Below are 16752 nucleotides of genomic sequence, written 5' to 3'. Positions count from 1 at the left end.
CGTCCTTGAGCCGGTATGGTCACCGAACTCGGCTGGTTCTACATCGGCGGGATGACCCTGCTGTTCTTCTTCTGGGCGTACGGCATCGTCTCGTTCCTCCTCGACCTGAAGAACGTCATCATCCCGAAGACCAGACAGTACGTCCGCGGCCGTCGTCGGCTGAAACAACAGGAGGAAGAGGAGAGCGAACGCGAGGAACGCGAACGCCAGCTGTACTGAACGTGACAGTTTCGAGCCCGGGAACGATGCCGCAACGAGAAACTTAACAACCCCGATAGTAATTTAAAAGATATGACCTCCGGGACCCAAACGCGCGTCGGCATCGTCGGCCTCGGCAACATCGGACATTACCACGCCGACCGCCTGCTCGAAATCGGTGCGAACCTCGGCGGCGGCCTCGACATCCAACCGGACGCTCGAAACCGTTTCACCGAGAAGTACGGCGTCGCCACCTACGAGGAGAAAGAGGAGATGTTCGAGGAGGTCGACGCCGTCATCATCACGACGCCGAACCGCTTCCACGAGGAGTACGCCGTCGCCGCCCTCGAGGCGGGTCTGCACGTCCTCCTGGAGAAACCGCTGGCGCACTCTCTGGAGTCCGCGGAGCGAATCGCCGCCGCCGCCGAAGACGCCGACGGCGTCTGCATGGTCGGGTTCAACAACCGCTTCGGCAACCCCGTCCGCATCCTGAAGAGCTACCAGGCCGAGGGTCGCTTCGGCGAGGTTCAACACATCGAGGCGAACTACGTCCGCCGCCGCGGCATCCCGGGCCGCGGGTCGTGGTTCACCTCGAAGGACGTCGCCGGCGGCGGGTCCGTCATCGACATCGGCGTCCACGCCATCGACCTCTCGCTGTACTTCCTGGACTACCCGACCGTCGAAGAGGTGTCGGCCGTCACCCGCGCGGACTTCGGCAACCGCGACGACTACGCCTTCGTCGAGATGTGGGGCGAGGACATCGGCCCGGAGGGCTTCGACGTCGACGACTCCGCGACGGCGTTCATCCGCTGTGCGGACGGCCGAACCGTCTCGCTCGAAGTCGCGTGGGCGTCGAACCGCCCGACGAACGACGAGTTCTACGTCCTCGGCACCGAGGCGGGCGCCCGCTACGACCGCGCGAGCCACGACCTGACGTTCTACGAGTCCGGCGTCGGCGGCAACAACCACCTCACCGACACGGACGTGGAGACGGAGGCCAACGACACCCACAAGTCCGAACAGAAGCTGTTCTTGGAGGCCGTGCGCACCGAGGAGCACCCCGGCATGAACACCGTCGCCGAGGGGTTGCAGGTCCAACGCGTCATCGACGCCATCTACCGCTCCTCGGAGACGGGGCGGGCCGTCCAGTTGGCCGAGGTGGACTCGCCCGTCGAGAACTCCTCGCCCGAGAACTGAGCGGTCCCGGTCCCGTCCCGATTCCACCCCGAACCGGTCCCGGCGTCGAGTCCGATTCATCGAGAAAGCCATAAGTCGGTCTCGCCACCAGAGTACGCTATGTCACCGTCGCTTCTCGACGCGATTCGTCGCCCCGACTACACGGGCGAGCGGCGCTGTTGGCCCTGCACGGCCGTCAACGCCGCGTTGCTCCTCGTCGTCGCCGTCGTCCTCTGGCCGCTCTCGACGACCGTCGCCCTCCTGACCGCCGTCGGCGGCGGGGCGTTGGTCTACCTCCGGGGGTACGTCGTCCCCGGCACGCCCGAGTTCGCACCCCGCGTGGTCTCCCGACTCGGTCTGTCGCACCTCTTCGAGCACGTCCCCGACGGCGGCGAGGTCCGTCAGTCGGACGAACTGGGCGACGAGGACGGCGAGGAAGTGCTGTTCGCACTGTTCGAGGCGCGCGTCCTCCGCGAGGACGACGCGGGGGCGCTCTACCTCTCCGAGGAGTTCCGGTCGGCGTGGGAGGCGGAGATGGCGTCGCTGCGCGACCGAGACGACGAGAGCGTGGCGGCCGCCGTCGCCGAGGCCGCGCCGTTCGACGCCGAGGGCGGCGTCGACTACGGCGGCATCACCGTCGACGGCGAGCGAAACTCCATCTGGCTCTCCCGGGCGCACGCCGTCAGCGACGCCGCCGCGGTGCGGGCGATGACGGCGTTCGACGTGCCCGAGTCGGTCCGCGCGCCGGCGACGGCGCCGCTCCGGATGTTCCTCGAATCCTGCCCGCTCTGCGGGGGTCAGACCGAGGAGACGAGGACGGTGCTGAACTGCTGCGGCGGGACGATGGGCGTGTACGACGACCCCGAAGACGAGGTGTTGGTCTGCGCGGACTGCGGGGAGACGCTGTACGTCTTCGAGGAGGAGGCGGAGGACGAAGCGGGCGGGGAGGACGCGGGCGCCGGTTCGGGCACCGACGCCGCGCGGTAACCGTTCAGACGAACTGTTTTCGGTCCGGAACCTCGTCGCGGCCGAGGATGATCTCTTGAGCCTCCACGTCTTCGAGCGCGGAGACGAGACCGCCGATTTCGAGGACGCCGTCCTCGGTTTCCATCTCGAAGGAGGCGACCTCTTCGGACTCCTCGAACGTGGTCCTGCTGACGCGCCCCTCGACGACGATGGCGTCGCCGGACTCGACGTGCCGGCCGGAGACGGAGGCGTAGAACTCGCCGCCGAGTTCGCGCACGTCCTTGACGGCGCGGCGGATGGAGGCGTAGCGACGGGGGAACGGGCGGCGCTTGCCGTTGGCCGCCAGCGTCTCGGCCGTCGTCCAGAGGACGGTGCCGAAGAAGCCGCTGACGAGGAAGCCCAGCGCCGAGCGGTTGAAGATGACGCCGTAGCGGTCCTTGTCGTCGCGGAGGGCGTCCTGCGTCGCGTACACGGAGTACTCGCCGTCGGCGACGGCGAGGACGGGCGTCGTGATGCCCCGCCGGCCGCGCGCGATGGTGGCGACTTCGAGGTAGTCGAACTCGGCCGGGTCGGGGGCGCGCGAGAGCGGCGTGATGAGGAGGTCGACGCTCACGCCGTCGTCGATGGCCGAGGCGAGTTCGTCGTGGAAGCGACGCAGGAGGTCCGGCGTCAGCGACAGGACGAGTTCGTACTCGGCGTTCTCGATTATCTCTTCGATGTAGCGGAGGATGGTCGAACGCGACTTCACGAGGGAGACGGCCTCGGTGTCGCGGGCGGGTGCGGTGTAGCGCGCCTCCAGTTCGGAGATGAGGTCGTCCAAGGAGGTCTTCACGTTCGCGAACGCGTCGTCGGGGTCGACGGCGACGATTTTCATCGGGCGCGACTCGCGGAGTTCGACGAGGCCGCGGTCCGAGAGACTCCGGACCGTGTCGTACACGCGGGGTTGCGGGATGTCCGTCCGGTCGGCTATCTCCGAGGCGGTGAGTTCCCCGTGTTCGAGGACGGCGAGGTACGCCTCTATCTCGTACTCCCCGAGGTTGAACCGCTCCCCGACGCTCTCCATCGTCGTCCGCAGTTCGTCTGCCATATCTCACCCCTCTCCGTGGACCCCCTTGATGTTTACTATTAATTGAGTAGCACTGTCCTTCGGAAACCGGTGGTATATAATGCACGAACGTCCTAAACACGGCAACTCGTCCGCCGGCGACGGGACGACTCGCGGCGTTGCCGACTGCGGGGCCGTTCCAAGGGTTCGCACCGCGAGGCGAGCGAACGCGAGCCTCGCGGCGTCTTTTTGGTCCAGCTTTTTGCTGACTCGGGGTCGCTACGCGACCCGCTCGTTGCAAAAAGCTGGAGTTACATGTACATCCGGTCCTCGGGCATCTCCTCCTCGCGCGCTTCGAGTCGCTCGGCGAGTTCGGCGTAGTGCTGTCGCACCTCGCCGGCGAACGCCTCCAAGGGATCCGCGTCGAGTCCCAGCCCGTACACCGCCTCGGCGGCCTCGACGAGGCGGACGGCGGCGTCCACGTCGGGCACCTGCGCGTGGACGGGCGTGACGTAGACGCAGACGCCGAGCGAGGAGTCGACGCCCCGTTCGACCAGAGCGGCGTTCGTGCCGTCGAAGAAGCCGCGACCCATCGGCGGGATGTCGACGTCCGACAGCCGTCGCTCCCGGTAGTCGTCGGTGGCCACGAAGTACGTCTCGTGGTCGGCGTGGCTGTGGGGGATGGGAACGCCCGAGAGGACGGCTATCTCGTCGACTCCCCGCTGCTCGGTCCACTCGAGGACGGCGTCGGCGAACGGGCCGCCCGCGGCGGCCGGCACGAACAGTTCGCCGACGAGGACGGTCACGTCGAGGTCCGGCCGCGAGAACAGTCGGGTGTGGTGTCGCGGCCGGCCGTTCTCGAAGGGGGTCACCGCGGGCAGGCCGTCGACGGTGAGGTGGCCTATCTCTTCGAGTTCGAGTTGGTCGACGACGAAGTCCGCGGCCGTCAGTCCGGCGAGGCCGAACGTGGAGAAGCCGGCGAGCAGCGTCTCTCCGGGCGACTGGTCGGAGGAGATGGTGAAATCGGGCGTCCGTCTAAAGCGGCCGAGCATGTTCGGGGCGAAGGCCGGCGGGGACTTATCGCTTCACCCGCGTCCGACGCCGCGACGGCACCGAGTGGGGACCCTTTTTCTCGGACCCCGTCGTGGTCCGGCGTATGCAGGGGACGCCGACGCCGACACCTACGGAGGGCGAGGAGTTCGTTCGACAACTGCTCCCCGACGTCCTGTTCTTCCCCGGCGCACACTACGTCGCCGCCGTGCTCATCTTCCTCCTCGGCTACGCTCTCTCCGGGTACGTCGTCCGACTCGTCGGCCGGCCCGTCGCGCGGCGATTCCGCCGGCAGAGCGTCGCGCAGGTCGTCCTCCGCCTCGTCCGCTCGACGATGCTGTTCCTCTCGGCCGTCGCGGCCGCCGTCGTCGCCGGGTTCCAGTTCGGCAACATCGCCATCTCCGTCGGGGTGTTCTCCGCGGTGGTCGGTATCGTCCTCGCTCCCATCGTCGGGAGCGCCATTAACGGCCTGTTCATCCTCGCCGACCAACCGTACGAGGTCGGCGACATGATCGAACTCGAGGACGGCCGGAAGGGGTTCGTCGACGAGATAACCATCCGCTACACGAAGATGTTCACGCTCGACAACACCTTCCTCGTCATCCCCAACGCCACCATCCGCGACAGTCTGGTGACGAACTACTCGGCGGAGGACGAACGCGTCCGCCTCCGCCTCGGCTTTCTGGCGACGTACGAGTCGGACATCCCGCGGACGCGCGAACTGCTCGAACGGGCCGCCAGCGACGTCGACATGGTGGTGGAGGGAGGGCCGGACATCCGGGTCGGGAGCGCGCGCTACCCCGCGAGGCCGACGGCGTACATCGACGAGTACGGCGACAGCGGCATCCTCGTGACCCTGCGCTACTGGGCGAAGAAGCCGTACAAACTTCTCACCGTTCGCTCGCGGGTGCAGTCGCAACTGTACCGACTGCTCGAAGACGAACCCGACGTGGAGGCGGCGTACCCGCACAGACACCACGTCTTCGACGACACCAGCGGGTCGCTCCGCGCGGAGGTGGGAGAGCGACCCGACGAGTCGTGGTCCGACGCCGGCGGGCGGATCGACCGACGCGGCCGCGACGGCGAGCGGAACTGAAACCCGGCCGGTACCCCGTCGTCCGGCCTCAGCAAGGAACCCTCAGGCCTCGCTCTTCTGGTCCGGGCGGACCGTGATGACCGTGCAGTCGAGTTTCTGTCTGAGGTACGTCTCGATGTCGGGGTCGTCGAGGAAGCGCCGCAGCATCCGCCGCCAGCGACTCGCCTGCTTCGACCCGATGACGACGATGTCCGCCTCCTCGGCGGCCGCCTCCTCGAGGATAGTCTCCTCGACGAGGAAGCCGCGGCGGATAACGTACCGCGTCCGTTCGAGTCGTCCGAACTCCCGCTCTATCGCGCGTTTCAACTCGGCTCTCGTCACGCCGCGGTTCTCCTGGTACAGGTCGACGTGGAGAATCGTGAGTTCGGCCTCGCGTTCCTCAGAGATGCGCACGGCTTCCGAGAGCGTTGCTTTCGAGTGCTTCGTCAGCGGGTACCTGACGGGGACCACCACTCGCGTCATCGTCGAAGGAGACGACGCCCGCCCGCCTGAACGTTTCCCCTTCGGCACGGTCCGCCGGCGGCGCGGGGCGTCGAGGTGGCTCCGGTCGGCGTCGGTCGACTCCAGTCAGTCGTTCGCGGCGCGCCCCGAGACGCGCCTGATTCGCCCGTCGACGCCGGCGTCGAGACCGAACTCGCGGGCGTAGTCGGCCAGCACCTCGTGTTGGATTCGCCCCTCGGCGGCCCGGTGGCGCGGTTCGACGGTCGGGAACTCGTGGTCGCTGTGGAGCAGGTAGTCGGCCGTCGCCACCTCGTACGTCGCATCGGGGTCGATCGGTTCGCCGCCGACGCGCGCGGAGACGATGTCGGCGTCGCTGTCGTCCCAGACGAGTTCGACGCCGCTGAGGTGCCCCTGCCACCAGTCGGGTTCGCCGAAGTCGACCGTCGCGGCGGCGCACTCGCGCAGGACCGCGAGGAGTTCCGCGCCGGTCAGTTCCGCGAGGACGACGCGCTCCTCGAAGGGGATGACGCTCACGAGGTCCGCGACGGTCACCTCGCCGTCGAGGGGCGGGCCGTTCCGGATGCCGCCGCTGTTCTGCAGGCCCACGTCGGCGTCCATCGACCAGCGGTAGGCGTCGGCGACGAAGTTGCCGACGGCGCACTCGCCGCCGAACACCGTCTCCTCCGAGCGGTCCATCGGCTCGTCGGCGACGGCGACCACCTCGTCCAACCCGGCGTCGTCGACGCGCCCCCGGAGTCGCTCCGCCAGCGCCTCGTGGACGGGGGCGTCGGCCGTCTCGTGGCGCGTCGCCGTCGCTCGTGCGCTCCCCTCGCCGCCCGCGCCCAGTTCCACCTCGAAGACGACGTGCCCGTTCGCGCCGGGGCGCAGGAGCAGCGTTCCGTCGACGTACTCGCGCCGCTCCGAGTGGACGTGTCCGCCGAGAATCGCGTCGGCGTCGACGCGCCGGGCGAGTTCGTCGTCGCCGCCGCCGAGGTGCGAGAGCGCGACCACGTGGTCGACGCCCGCCGCGCGGAGCGCCTCCGCTTCGCGCTCGGCGGCCTCGTAGGGGTCCTCGAACGTCAAGTCGGCTGCCATCGGGTTCAACGACGGCGTCGCGGGGTCGGTGACGCCGACGAACCCGACGCGCGCGCCGTCCACCTCGCGGACCGCGTGCGGCACCGTCCCCGCGAACCGCTCGCCGTCCTCGTCGCGGACGTTCGCAGACACCCACGTCTGCGGGGAGTCGGCGACGATACCGCGCGTCGCGTCGGGGCCGTAGTCGAAGTCGTGGTTGCCGAACGTGTCGAAGTCGGCGCCGACCGCCTCGAAGAACTCCAGCGACTGGCGGCCGCGTTCGATGAGCGAGAGGACGCCCGGCGCGGTGGTGTCGCCCGTGCCGCAGACGAGGGCGTCGTCGCCGTCGAGTGCGCGGAGGAGGCCCGCGAGACGCCCCGCGCGGCTGGGGTCGTCGTAGACGTTCTCGATGTCGGAGTAGTGGAGGAGACGCGGCATACACCGGTCGTGACGCCGCGGAGAAGATGAACCCGTCGGTCCGGTGGTTACTCGTCGTCTTCGAGTTGGAAGGCGACTTCCACTTCGGCCTGGTACTGGCGTCCCTCGACGCTGGCTATCTCCATTCCCATGCTCTCGACTTCGATCCAGTGGACGTTGTCGAGCGTCTCCTCGGCGCGGTCGGCGGCGTTGTCGACGGCCGCGTCGAAACTCTCGTCGCTGTGCCCGATGAGTGTGATCTTCTTGTATACCATTGGGATAGTCCGCTGTTGCGGGCAGTCTTCGTCCGCGAATTGCCCGTACGGGGACGAGGGCCCGAATTATCATGTAGTTGGCGGCGGCGACGGGGAGGGGGACGGCTCACACCCGCGACCGGTCGAACCGCGTCGTCAGCGCCGTCACCACGCCGCTCAACTGCCCGCCGCCCCACACCGCGACGACGACGGCGCCGAGGGTGTTGAACAGGAGGTCCATCATCGTGTCGCCGAGGCCGTACTGGGTGAGGACGGTGCCGACGCCGAACGCCGCCGCCGCCAGCGAGATGAGGAACTCGATGACCTCCCAGAACACGCCGAACGCGATGGTGAACGTGAGGATGAACACGAACATGAATCGGGACGGGAGAGACACCGCCTCGCTGTGCAGGTCGAACGCGCGGGCGGTGGCGTAGCCGACGGCGGCGACGATGCTCGCCGAGAGGGCGTGCGTGAGGTGGTCCCACCACCAGACGTCGGCGTAGGGAGTCCCGACGAACGGGAGGGCGACGGTGCCGAGGCCGTGCAGGAAGACGGCCAGCGTCAGCCACAGCGTCAACCCGGCGTCCATCGGGATGTCGTAGTCGTGTTCGAGGACGCCGGGCAGGAAGGTGACGGCGAAGGCGACGAGGGCGTTGACGACGACGCCCCCGTTCCGCGAGACCAGACCGACGACGACCATCAGCCCCAACAGCGCCTGCATGACTCGGCTCGCCTGTCGCTGTCGCTTCGCGGAGATGTGGAGGGCGTCTCTGAGCTTCACCGTCGCGCCTCCGTTTCCCTCTCGTTCGACGCCTCCGCGGCGGGGCGCGCTCCCGCGTCCCCCTCGGGAAGGCGACTGTGCAGGCGGGCGAGGCGCCGGAAGTAGTACTCGAAGAGGACGCCCGCGAAGACGCCGGCGACGGTGGCGGCGACGAAGTCCCACATCAGCGCCTCCTCGATGACCGCCTCGGCCCGGCCGTCGTAGAGGAACGCGGTGCCGACCAGCGTGTCGGAGGCCCAGCGGACGACGGCCCAGACGCCCGCGGCGGCCATCGTCGTGACGACGACGAACGCGACGGCGAAGGAGTGGTTCATCCGGATGGAGGTGAACACGTCCAGTTCGACGGCGACGATGAGGGCGACGGCGGCGACGGCGAGGTAGGTGGCGACGCGCCCGGTGAACGTCATCCCGCCCACCGTCTCGCCGGTGACGAGGGCGCGGGCGATGATGGGGAGGGCGGCGAGGAACAGCACCTCCCACGGCAGCATCGACGTGGGGTTTCTGAGCGCTATCGCCGGAACGAGGGCGACGGCGGCGACGGCGAGGGTGAACCCCGCCCACTGGAGTTCGCCGTCGGCGAACTGACCCGCGGCGGCGACGAGCAGAAAGCTGACGAGAAGCCACGAGAGGATCGTGTTGACCCGCTGACTCTCGACGACGCTACGCAGCCCTGTCTGCGACATACGGATACGTAGGTTGGACGGAACAAAAACGGTTCGCGACGGTCGCGGCGTCGGTACGTCTGGCCGGTGCCGGCGTCGGGACTGAGAACGGGGCCGCTCAGCGCGCCTCCGGGAGCACCACGTCGTACTCCTCCGAGTCCCGGCCGTCGACGCCGATGACGGCCCACTCGTAGGCCGGGTCGACCTCGCTCAACTGCCCTCGCAAATCCCCTGCGGCCTCCTTCCAGGTGACGAAACATCGGAGCGGATACTCCCGTGTCTCGCCGCCGTCCGCGACTGCGCGCCGGCCGCGCAACTTCGAGTCGGCGTCGAGGACGGTCACCTGCACGGTCCGCCACTTGCGCTCTGCGACGAACTCCGGGCCGTCGCCCGAGACGGTGTATCCGAGTCGACTGAATATCGACCGGGCTTCCTCCGACGGAGGCATGCTGACAGGGGGCATGTACCGAACGATACCACGGCTCACCAGATAAAGTTTGGCACAGCTTGTCACACGCGAGAATGTCCGGCGAGCGACGTGTCTCCGAGGTCGCTTCGAGGGGGCGGCGCCGGGAGGAGTCTACTCGTGGGCGGCGTCCCACTCGTCGGGTTTTCTGATGTTACCGCAGACGTTGCACTGGATGCGGCCCATCGTGTCCATCGCGGTGTCGAGGGTGTCGCAGTTGCCGCAGAAGTAGCCCCACCGCGTCTCGCGGTCCTCGGTGACGAAGACGACGAAGAACGGACCCTGCGCACCGCGTTCGGCCTCCTCGCGGTCGACGTACACGGTCCGTCCGTCCTCGGTCTCTCGACCTTCGAGTTCGGCAGCCATGGACCGTCGTTCGGCCCCCGGGCGGTTTACCCTGTCGTTCCCCTACGTCCGGAACGACTCGCCGCACCCGCACTCGCTGACGACGTTCGGGTTCTGGACGTGGAAGCCGGCGCCCTGCAGGCCGCCCTCGAACTGGAGGGTGGACCCGCCGATGTAGTTCTGACTCGCCGGGTCGACGAACACCCGCAGGCCGTTCTGCTCGATGATCGCGTCGTCCTCTTCGGGTTCGTGGTCGAAGCGCATCCCGTACGAGAGCCCCGCACAGCCGCCCTGCTGGACGAACAGCCGTAGTCCGGACACGTCGGTGTCCATCCCCTCGGACTCCATCAGTTGCAGGGCTTGTGAGGCCGCCGATTCCGTCACCGTCACGGCCGCGTCGGTCCCGCCGTCGACCGTCTCGGTACTCATGGGGGAACGTACCCGGTACACCCTGTTAACGTTGACGCCGGTCCCGGTTCCCGCCGGGGCCGCTCGGAGCCCCGCCGACCGGCCGGCCGGCGACCGAATCGAGGCTCATCCGCCCGTCTCGACGGGCCGCACCGCCGTCGCCACGACTTCGCCCTCGACGCCCGCGTCGGCCGCGACGCTCGCGTCCGCGAACCCGGCGTCGTCGAGGGCGGCGCGAACCTCGCCCGCGTCGACGACGCGGAACGGCGTCTCCTCGGAGGTGACGCCCGTCTCGCCCGTCCGGCGGTCGGTGACGCGGTAGTCGGCGTGGACCACCGACTCGCCGGGCGCCACGTCGACGGCGCGTTCGAGCACGTAGCGCGCGCCGCGGTACGTCTCGACGCCCGACTCCGCGACCGCCCGCGGGTCGGAGCACGCGCCGACGACGAGGATACCTCCCGGTCTGAGCGTCGCGTACGCCCCCGCGAGGAACGCCGAGAGCGAGGCCCGTCGGGACGCGCCGACCGCGTCGAACGAGCAGACGGCGTCGAACGCGGCGCGAAGGGGCGGGGCCGCCGGGTCGCCGCGGACGACGGGCGCGCCGCGCGCGGCGGCGAACGCGAGGAACGCGGGGAAGCGGTCGACGCCGACGGCGTCGTACTCCTCCCGCAGGCGGTCCAGCAGCGTCCCCGTGCCGCATCCGAGTTCGGCGACCCGGTCGACGTCCGCGGGGAGACGCGCCGCGAGGAGTCTTTCGCGCGTATCCGTCCGGGCGGACGCCGCCTCGGAGACGTCTATCCGCGCGCGGACGGGCGCCAGCGTCGTCGTCAGCGAGTGGTCTGCGCCGGGGTTCTCGACCACGCGGGCGCAGGCGTCCGCGAACGACGGGGGACGCGGGCGGGGCGGCATCTCGGGTTACTCGCCGTCAGCGGCGTCGGTGTCCCCGTTCCCGCCCTCGAACCGCGCGCGGACGCTCTCGGCGTGCGCCTCCAGTCCTTCGGCGCCGGCCAGCGTCTCGACGGTCCCGGAGAGGTCCGACAGCGCACCCTCGTCGAGTCGCTGGACGGTCGACGAGCGGAGGAACGTCTCCGCGGAGAGGCCGCCGTAGCGCTTCGCCCCGCCGGAGGTGGGGAGGACGTGGTTCGTCCCGGAGGCGTAGTCGCCGGCCGCGACGGGCGTGTACGGCCCGAGGAAGACGCTCCCGGCGTTGGTGATTCTGTCCAGAAGGGCCTCGTCGTCGTCGGCCTGAATCGAGAGGTGTTCGGCGGCGTACTCCTCGGCGAACAGCACCGCCTCGGACATCGACCGCGCGAGGAGGACGCCCGAAGCGTCGTTCTCCAAGGCGCCGCGAATCGTCTCGGCTCGTTCCCGCCCGTCGACCCGCCGTCCGACCGCGTCGGCGATGGCCTCGGCCGTCTCGGCGTCGTCGGTGACGGCGACGACGGAGGCGTTCTCGTCGTGTTCGGCCTGCGCCACCAGGTCCGCGGCGACGTACTCCGGTTCGCAGGTGTCGTCGGCGAGCACCAGCACCTCGGAGGGACCGGCCAGGAAGTCGATATCGACGTCGCCGCGCACCTCGGCCTTCGCCGCCGTCACCCACTTGTTGCCCGGCCCGACCACCTTCTGGACGGCCTTGACCGTCTCCGTGCCGTAGGCGAGGGCGGCGATGCCCTGCGCGCCGCCGGCGCCGTAGATTCGGTCGGCGCCGGCGACGTGCGCCGCCGCGAGGGTGATGGGGTTCACCGGGTCGCCCGGCGGCGTGGCGACGGCGACGTGTTCGACGCCGGCCACCTTCGCGGGGACGACGCCCATCAGCACGCTGGAGGGGTAGGCGGCCGTCCCGCCGGGGGCGTAGACGCCGACCCTGTCGAGGGGTCGGAACCGGCGGCCGAGTTCTCGACCCTTATCGAACGACTCGCGCCAGTCCTCGGGCATCTGCCGTTCGTGGAACTCGCGGACGTTCTCGGCGGCCGCCTCGACGGCCTCACGCACGTCGTCGCCTATCTCCTCGTAGGCGCGTTCGGCGTCGTCGGTCACGTCCAGATTCCCCACTTCGACGCCGTCGAACTCGCGGCAGAAGTTCCGCACCGCCACGTCGCCCTCCTCGCGGACGCTGGAGACGATGTCCCGCGCGTCCGACCGCGCCTCCGCGACGCCGGCGTCCCGTTCGAAGAACGCGGCGCGTTCGGCCGGCGAGAGTTCCGCCACCTCCCGAACGTCGAGTTGCATGCTCCGCGGTTCGGCGGCGTCGGGTAAGGACGTTCCGGAACCGCGGTCTCCCTCCTCGCCTCCGCTCTCCGCCCGTTCCGCCCCTTCATCCGCGCTCCGCCGTCGCTCTCTTGTGTCTCCCGCGAGATACCTCGGTCGATGACCACCGACCCGGTTCGCGTGCTCAGCTTCAACGTCCGGTACGACACCGACCACGACGGCCCCGACGCGTGGCCGAACCGCCGCGAGGACGCCGTCCGCCTCGTGCGCTATCACCGTCCCGACGTGGTCTGCCTGCAGGAACCGCTCGAACACCAACTGGACGCCTTCCGCGAGGCGTTGGAGGGGTACGAGTGGGTGGACGTGCCGCGCACGGGCGAGAAGGACATCGAGGACGTGACCGACGAACACGTCCCCGTCGGCTACGACGCCGACCGGTTCTCCCTGGTCGACGACGAGACGTTCTGGCTGTCGGAGACGCCCGAGGAGGTGGGCAGCGTCGGGTGGGACGCCGACCTGCCGCGCATCCTCACGCGCGCGACGCTCGAAGACGAGTCGGGCGACCGCTTCCACGTCGCCAGCGTCCACCTCGACAACAAGGGGCCGGAGGCGCGCCTCGAAGGCGCGAAACTCGCCCGCGAACGCCTGCGCGAACTCGACGACCCCGTGATTCTGGCGGGCGACTGCAACGACACGCCCGACTCCGACCCCATCGCCGCGTTCACGGAGTACTTCGACGACGCCAAACAGGTGGCCGAACACGGCCACCACGGCCCGGACAAGACGATGCACCGCTTCACGGGCGAACCGAAGGAGCGCATCGACTACGTGTTCGTCCGCGACTGCGACGTGAAACTGAGCGCGACGCTCGCCGACCGCATCGACGACGACTCCTACCCCTCGGATCACTTCCCCATCGCGGCCGACGTGGTGCCGCAGTAGCGGGGGAGAGCGGAGCGGAGGCGAGGAGAAGCGAAGGGAGCGACTCAGGCACCCCGCCGCCGGAACTCCCAGTCGTCGGCGTAGGCGTCGACCAGACGCGAACGCATCGTCGGGTTCGCGGCGAGTTTGGCGAGGAGGAGGGGGCGGCGCGCGAGGCGAGAGAACGCCCGCTTCGGGTCGCGGTCCACCGACTCCACGTCGATGCCGGAGACGGCGTCCATCACGCCGCCGAGGATGTCCGGCCGGCCGTCCTCCAGGGCGCCGCGGACGACGTAGGCCAGTCGGTACTCGTTTTTCATCCGGTCGTACAGTTCCTCGGGGTACTCTCCGACCCGTCCCTCGGCGACGAGTTCGGCGAGCAAGTAGGACGACTCGACGGCCTGCGAGATGCCCTTGCCCGTGAAGCGGTTGGCGACGCCGGCGGCGTCGCCGACGCGGGCGGTTCGGGTCTCCGAGTCCCACGTCCGCGCCGGGTCGAGGCTCGGCCCGCGCGGAATGGTGTAGACGTTCGCCGCCGAGCGGTCGGGGACGGGCCAGCCGTTGCGCTCGCAGGCCGCGACGAACGAGGCGTAGTAGTCCTCGGGGAGATTCCCCTGCGCCCATCCGATGCCGACGTTCGCGCGCGTCTCCGACTTCGGAAACGCCCACGCGTAGCCGAGGTAGTTCTCGAACAGGATGTGCGCGTTCGGGTAGCGGTCGGAGAAATCCCCCTCCACGTCGGCGTTCAGCGCCGTCATCCGGCCGGCGTACTCGTCGGTCGTCCCCTCGGCCTTGCTCGTCATCGACGGCTGACCCGTCGCGTCCACCACGAGGTCGAACTCCGTCGAGAGGTCGCGGAACTCGGCTTTGGTCACGCTCGTCGACTCGCGCACGTCGACGCCGCGTTCGGCCAGCAGTTCGGCCCACGACCGCTCGACGAGGTTTCGGTCGGTCACGTAGGCGTCCTCGGAGGGAAACACTCCCCGCCCGGCGAGAATCCGCGAGTCGGTGTCGCCGGTGTAGATGTCCACCTCGAAGGCGGGCGGACCGTTGACGAAGCCGTGCGCGGGTTCTTTGGGCAGCGGAATCGACCCGGCGTCGGTCATCGCCTCGCCGCAGTTGACGCGCTTGTTGGCGTAGGACTGCCGCTCGTACAGCGTTACCTCCCACCCCAGCGCTCGGAGGGCGTGCGCGGCGGCGAGTCCGGCCATCGCCCCGCCGACGACGGCGGCCGACCCGCCGCGTTCGCGGGCGGCGCGGAGCGTCGCGGGGTCGAGTCGGGAGACGAACGGGTCCGACTCGTCGAAGTCGCTCATGTCCGACCGTAGACTCGAAAGCGCAAAAAGGACACTGAGGCGGCGACCTGGTCGGTGTACCGCGATTCGATGGCGACCGACGACGCGCCGGACGGGCCGCGCCCGCCGGAAACGGGTCGCTCCGGATGTCAGTACGAACCGGGAGTCGAGAAGACGCGGAAGTCGCGCGGTCGGTCTCAGAGGCGGACCGTGCCCGCGACGAACGCCACCAACGGAAGGGCGACGAGGACGTGGAAGACCGCGAGGACGACCTGCCCGGCGGCCGTGACGCCCATCGACGGGGCGACGGTCAGCACCGGGACGAGCATCGCCGCGAAGACGACGGCCGCGAGGGCGGCGAAGTTCCGGGTCGGACGCGCGGTGAAGCGGTCGAGGGCCGCGTACGCGACGGCGGCGAGTACGCCGGCGACGACGACGCTCCCGAGTATCGGGGCCGCGGCGAAGGGGTTCATCGCCCCCGCCGCGCCGACGTTCACGCCGAGGAGTTCGACGACGAGTCGGGCGGCGAACACGAGAACGAGGGCGGTCAGAACGCCGAACGCGGTCTGTCGGGCGAGGTCACCCGCCGTCGTCGGCGCAACCGCTCCGGAAGTGGTGAATTGCATGACTCCTCGTACGCGCGCCGAGGAGATAATCTAGTCAGTCGTAGTCTAGCCAGTCGTACTCGGTCGTAAAATCGGAGAGAAGATTCGCGTTCGTTCGGCCGCGGGATGCGGCGTCGAGAACCGAATTACTGCCGCGTCAGGTTCGCCGCGCGCGGACCCTTGGGGGCGTCTTCGATGGTAAACTCTACGTCTGTTCCCTCTTCGAGGTCCGGGCCGCCGATGTCTTCCATGTGGAAGAACACGTCTTCGTCAGCGTCGTCCGTCGAGATGAAACCGTAACCGCCAGTGTCGTTGAAGAAATCAACGTTTCCTTTCGCCATTGCGTTTCAACACAACGGAGTTGTACGGATAAGACTTCCGAGGCATCATCTACCACGCGGGATTCGTAGACACACGTCTTTCGAAAGCGCGAAAACGCTGACAAATGTTCTGATTCGTCGGTTCAGCGACGGTATCGACGGCAGTAACCGTCGCTCCGACGGGTACTTCTGCCGAATCGGAGGTTCCGAGGTTCCGAATCGGGGACGAGGCCGCGATTCCTGCTCGACGCGCTCACTCGACCGTCGCGGCGTTCTCGGCGGGGGTCGTAGAGGCCCCCATCAGGTACCCGCCGAACCCGAGCGTCCAGAGGAGAACGGGGTAGGCGACGTAGCGCTCCATCCCACCCAGTCCGAGGAACGCCAGCGGGTGCGCGAGGCCGGCGAGGCCGAACGCGAAGATGCTCACCAGCAGGGCGAGGACGAACGCGCCGATGCCGAGGGAGACGTACCGGAACGGCGTCTCGACGACGCGGTACGCGAGGGCGGCGGTGACGCCGCCCGCGAAGAACGTCAGCAGGGCGAACAGGCCGTGCATGGGCGCCTCGCTCCCGTCGAAGACGCCGACGCCGAGGACGCCGAGTCCGAGGAGGCCGAGGGCGACGGTGAACGCCCGGTCGCGGAGGGTCGGTCGGAGCAGGTACGTCGCCGCCAGCACCAACGCGCCGGAGACCATCATGGTGACGTTGAAGATGGTCGCCGAGGGTTGGAGGATGATGCTGTCCGGCGGAACCGTCGCTCCGAGGTCGCTTATCTCCTGCACGCCGGCGTTGTAGCCGGGGTAGAACGCCTCGGCGGTGATGATGCCCATGAGGGCGACGACGCCGAAGGCGAACAGGAGGGCGCCGCCGAGGGAGCGGCGCCGGTCGTAGCCGTACTCGGACTCGGTTCCGGTTTCGTTCTCGTAGTCGCCTGTCCGTGTGGTCGTGGTAGCCATCGTCGGTCGGTTGACTAGACGCGGGAAAAGCGGATAGCCGTCGACGATGCTTCCTACCGTCCGAGA

At 69.0% G+C, this 16752-nt stretch carries 20 protein-coding genes and 1 pseudogene; 5 read left to right on the top strand and 16 right to left on the bottom strand.

Features of this window, described 5'->3' with window-relative positions; translation table 11 throughout:
* Positions 1–15: 15 nt before the first annotated feature.
* The 3 genes and pseudogenes from NDI79_RS10745 (at position 16) to NDI79_RS10735 (ending at position 2361) form a co-directional block, all read left to right on the top strand.
* Complete coding sequence (locus NDI79_RS10745; RefSeq protein ID WP_310928463.1) at positions 16–219, top strand: DUF8005 family protein; 204 nt, start codon at positions 16–18, stop codon at positions 217–219.
* A gap of 33 nt (positions 220–252) precedes the next feature.
* Positions 253–1395: pseudogene (locus tag NDI79_RS10740) on the top strand (Gfo/Idh/MocA family protein); the annotation flags it as partial.
* A gap of 99 nt (positions 1396–1494) precedes the next feature.
* Complete coding sequence (locus tag NDI79_RS10735) at positions 1495–2361, top strand: DUF8054 domain-containing protein (protein ID WP_310928462.1); 867 nt, start codon at positions 1495–1497, stop codon at positions 2359–2361.
* Between the two features lie 4 nt (positions 2362–2365).
* Here the strand turns inward: NDI79_RS10735 and trmB are convergent, their stop codons facing one another.
* Both trmB and NDI79_RS10725 read right to left on the bottom strand, forming a co-directional pair.
* The gene (gene trmB, locus NDI79_RS10730) at positions 2366–3427 is read right to left on the bottom strand and encodes an HTH-type sugar sensing transcriptional regulator TrmB (RefSeq protein ID WP_310928461.1); all 1062 of its coding nucleotides are present in this window, start codon (positions 3425–3427) and stop codon (positions 2366–2368) included.
* Positions 3428–3696: 269 nt separating this feature from the next.
* Positions 3697–4437, bottom strand: coding sequence for a proteasome assembly chaperone family protein (locus tag NDI79_RS10725; protein ID WP_310928460.1), 741 nt, complete (start codon positions 4435–4437; stop codon positions 3697–3699).
* Positions 4438–4541: 104 nt separating this feature from the next.
* Between NDI79_RS10725 and NDI79_RS10720 the strand changes: the two genes are divergently transcribed.
* On the top strand, positions 4542–5531 hold the full coding sequence (locus tag NDI79_RS10720; protein ID WP_310928459.1) for a mechanosensitive ion channel family protein: 990 nt from the start codon (positions 4542–4544) through the stop codon (positions 5529–5531).
* Between the two features lie 42 nt (positions 5532–5573).
* On the opposite strand, the gene NDI79_RS10715 is transcribed toward NDI79_RS10720, so the two are convergent.
* The 10 genes from NDI79_RS10715 to hisD form a co-directional block, all read right to left on the bottom strand.
* Positions 5574–5993, bottom strand: a complete 420-nt coding sequence (locus NDI79_RS10715) for a universal stress protein (RefSeq protein ID WP_310924154.1) — start codon at positions 5991–5993, stop codon at positions 5574–5576.
* Between the two features lie 105 nt (positions 5994–6098).
* Positions 6099–7484: a bifunctional metallophosphatase/5'-nucleotidase gene (locus NDI79_RS10710; RefSeq protein ID WP_310928458.1), complete on the bottom strand. Its 1386-nt coding sequence runs from the start codon at positions 7482–7484 to the stop codon at positions 6099–6101.
* Between the two features lie 47 nt (positions 7485–7531).
* Positions 7532–7738, bottom strand: coding sequence for a dodecin (locus NDI79_RS10705; protein ID WP_310928457.1), 207 nt, complete (start codon positions 7736–7738; stop codon positions 7532–7534).
* Between the two features lie 106 nt (positions 7739–7844).
* Positions 7845–8501 (bottom strand): DUF2238 domain-containing protein, encoded by a 657-nt coding sequence (locus NDI79_RS10700; protein ID WP_310928456.1) that lies wholly within the window; start codon positions 8499–8501, stop codon positions 7845–7847.
* Positions 8498–9184 carry a hypothetical protein gene (locus NDI79_RS10695; protein ID WP_310928455.1) on the bottom strand — a complete coding sequence of 229 codons (687 nt, stop codon included), beginning with the start codon at positions 9182–9184 and terminating at the stop codon, positions 8498–8500. Before NDI79_RS10695 ends, NDI79_RS10700 begins: the two co-directional genes overlap by 4 nt.
* A gap of 97 nt (positions 9185–9281) precedes the next feature.
* Positions 9282–9626 (bottom strand): DUF7116 family protein, encoded by a 345-nt coding sequence (locus NDI79_RS10690; protein ID WP_310928454.1) that lies wholly within the window; start codon positions 9624–9626, stop codon positions 9282–9284.
* 117 nt (positions 9627–9743) lie between these two features.
* Positions 9744–9995, bottom strand: a complete 252-nt coding sequence (locus NDI79_RS10685) for a DUF5816 domain-containing protein (protein ID WP_310928453.1) — start codon at positions 9993–9995, stop codon at positions 9744–9746.
* Positions 9996–10037: 42 nt separating this feature from the next.
* Complete coding sequence (locus NDI79_RS10680; protein ID WP_310928452.1) at positions 10038–10403, bottom strand: HesB/IscA family protein; 366 nt, start codon at positions 10401–10403, stop codon at positions 10038–10040.
* Positions 10404–10508: 105 nt separating this feature from the next.
* Complete coding sequence (locus NDI79_RS10675) at positions 10509–11291, bottom strand: class I SAM-dependent methyltransferase (RefSeq protein ID WP_310928451.1); 783 nt, start codon at positions 11289–11291, stop codon at positions 10509–10511.
* A 6-nt stretch (positions 11292–11297) separates the two neighbouring features.
* Positions 11298–12611, bottom strand: a complete 1314-nt coding sequence (gene hisD, locus NDI79_RS10670; RefSeq protein ID WP_310928450.1) for a histidinol dehydrogenase — start codon at positions 12609–12611, stop codon at positions 11298–11300.
* A 138-nt stretch (positions 12612–12749) separates the two neighbouring features.
* Between hisD and NDI79_RS10665 the strand changes: the two genes are divergently transcribed.
* A complete protein-coding gene (locus NDI79_RS10665; RefSeq protein WP_310928449.1) occupies positions 12750–13532 on the top strand; it encodes an endonuclease/exonuclease/phosphatase family protein in 783 nt (260 codons plus the stop codon).
* A gap of 44 nt (positions 13533–13576) precedes the next feature.
* Here the strand turns inward: NDI79_RS10665 and NDI79_RS10660 are convergent, their stop codons facing one another.
* From NDI79_RS10660 to NDI79_RS10645, 4 genes are all read right to left on the bottom strand, one after another.
* Complete coding sequence (locus tag NDI79_RS10660) at positions 13577–14827, bottom strand: NAD(P)/FAD-dependent oxidoreductase (RefSeq protein WP_310928448.1); 1251 nt, start codon at positions 14825–14827, stop codon at positions 13577–13579.
* Positions 14828–15003: 176 nt separating this feature from the next.
* Positions 15004–15432, bottom strand: coding sequence for a DUF6069 family protein (locus tag NDI79_RS10655; protein WP_310928447.1), 429 nt, complete (start codon positions 15430–15432; stop codon positions 15004–15006).
* Between the two features lie 125 nt (positions 15433–15557).
* Positions 15558–15752 carry a cold-shock protein gene (locus NDI79_RS10650; protein WP_310928446.1) on the bottom strand — a complete coding sequence of 65 codons (195 nt, stop codon included), beginning with the start codon at positions 15750–15752 and terminating at the stop codon, positions 15558–15560.
* 232 nt (positions 15753–15984) lie between these two features.
* Positions 15985–16686: a DUF998 domain-containing protein gene (locus tag NDI79_RS10645; RefSeq protein WP_310928445.1), complete on the bottom strand. Its 702-nt coding sequence runs from the start codon at positions 16684–16686 to the stop codon at positions 15985–15987.
* Positions 16687–16752 lie beyond the last annotated feature (66 nt).

Source organism: Halogeometricum sp. S3BR5-2, from assembly GCF_031624635.1.
In the GTDB taxonomy this organism is placed as follows: domain Archaea; phylum Halobacteriota; class Halobacteria; order Halobacteriales; family Haloferacaceae; genus Halogeometricum; species Halogeometricum luteum.
The sequence above is the reverse complement of the archived record's forward strand: the minus strand, read 5'-3'. Positions and strand labels throughout refer to the sequence as shown.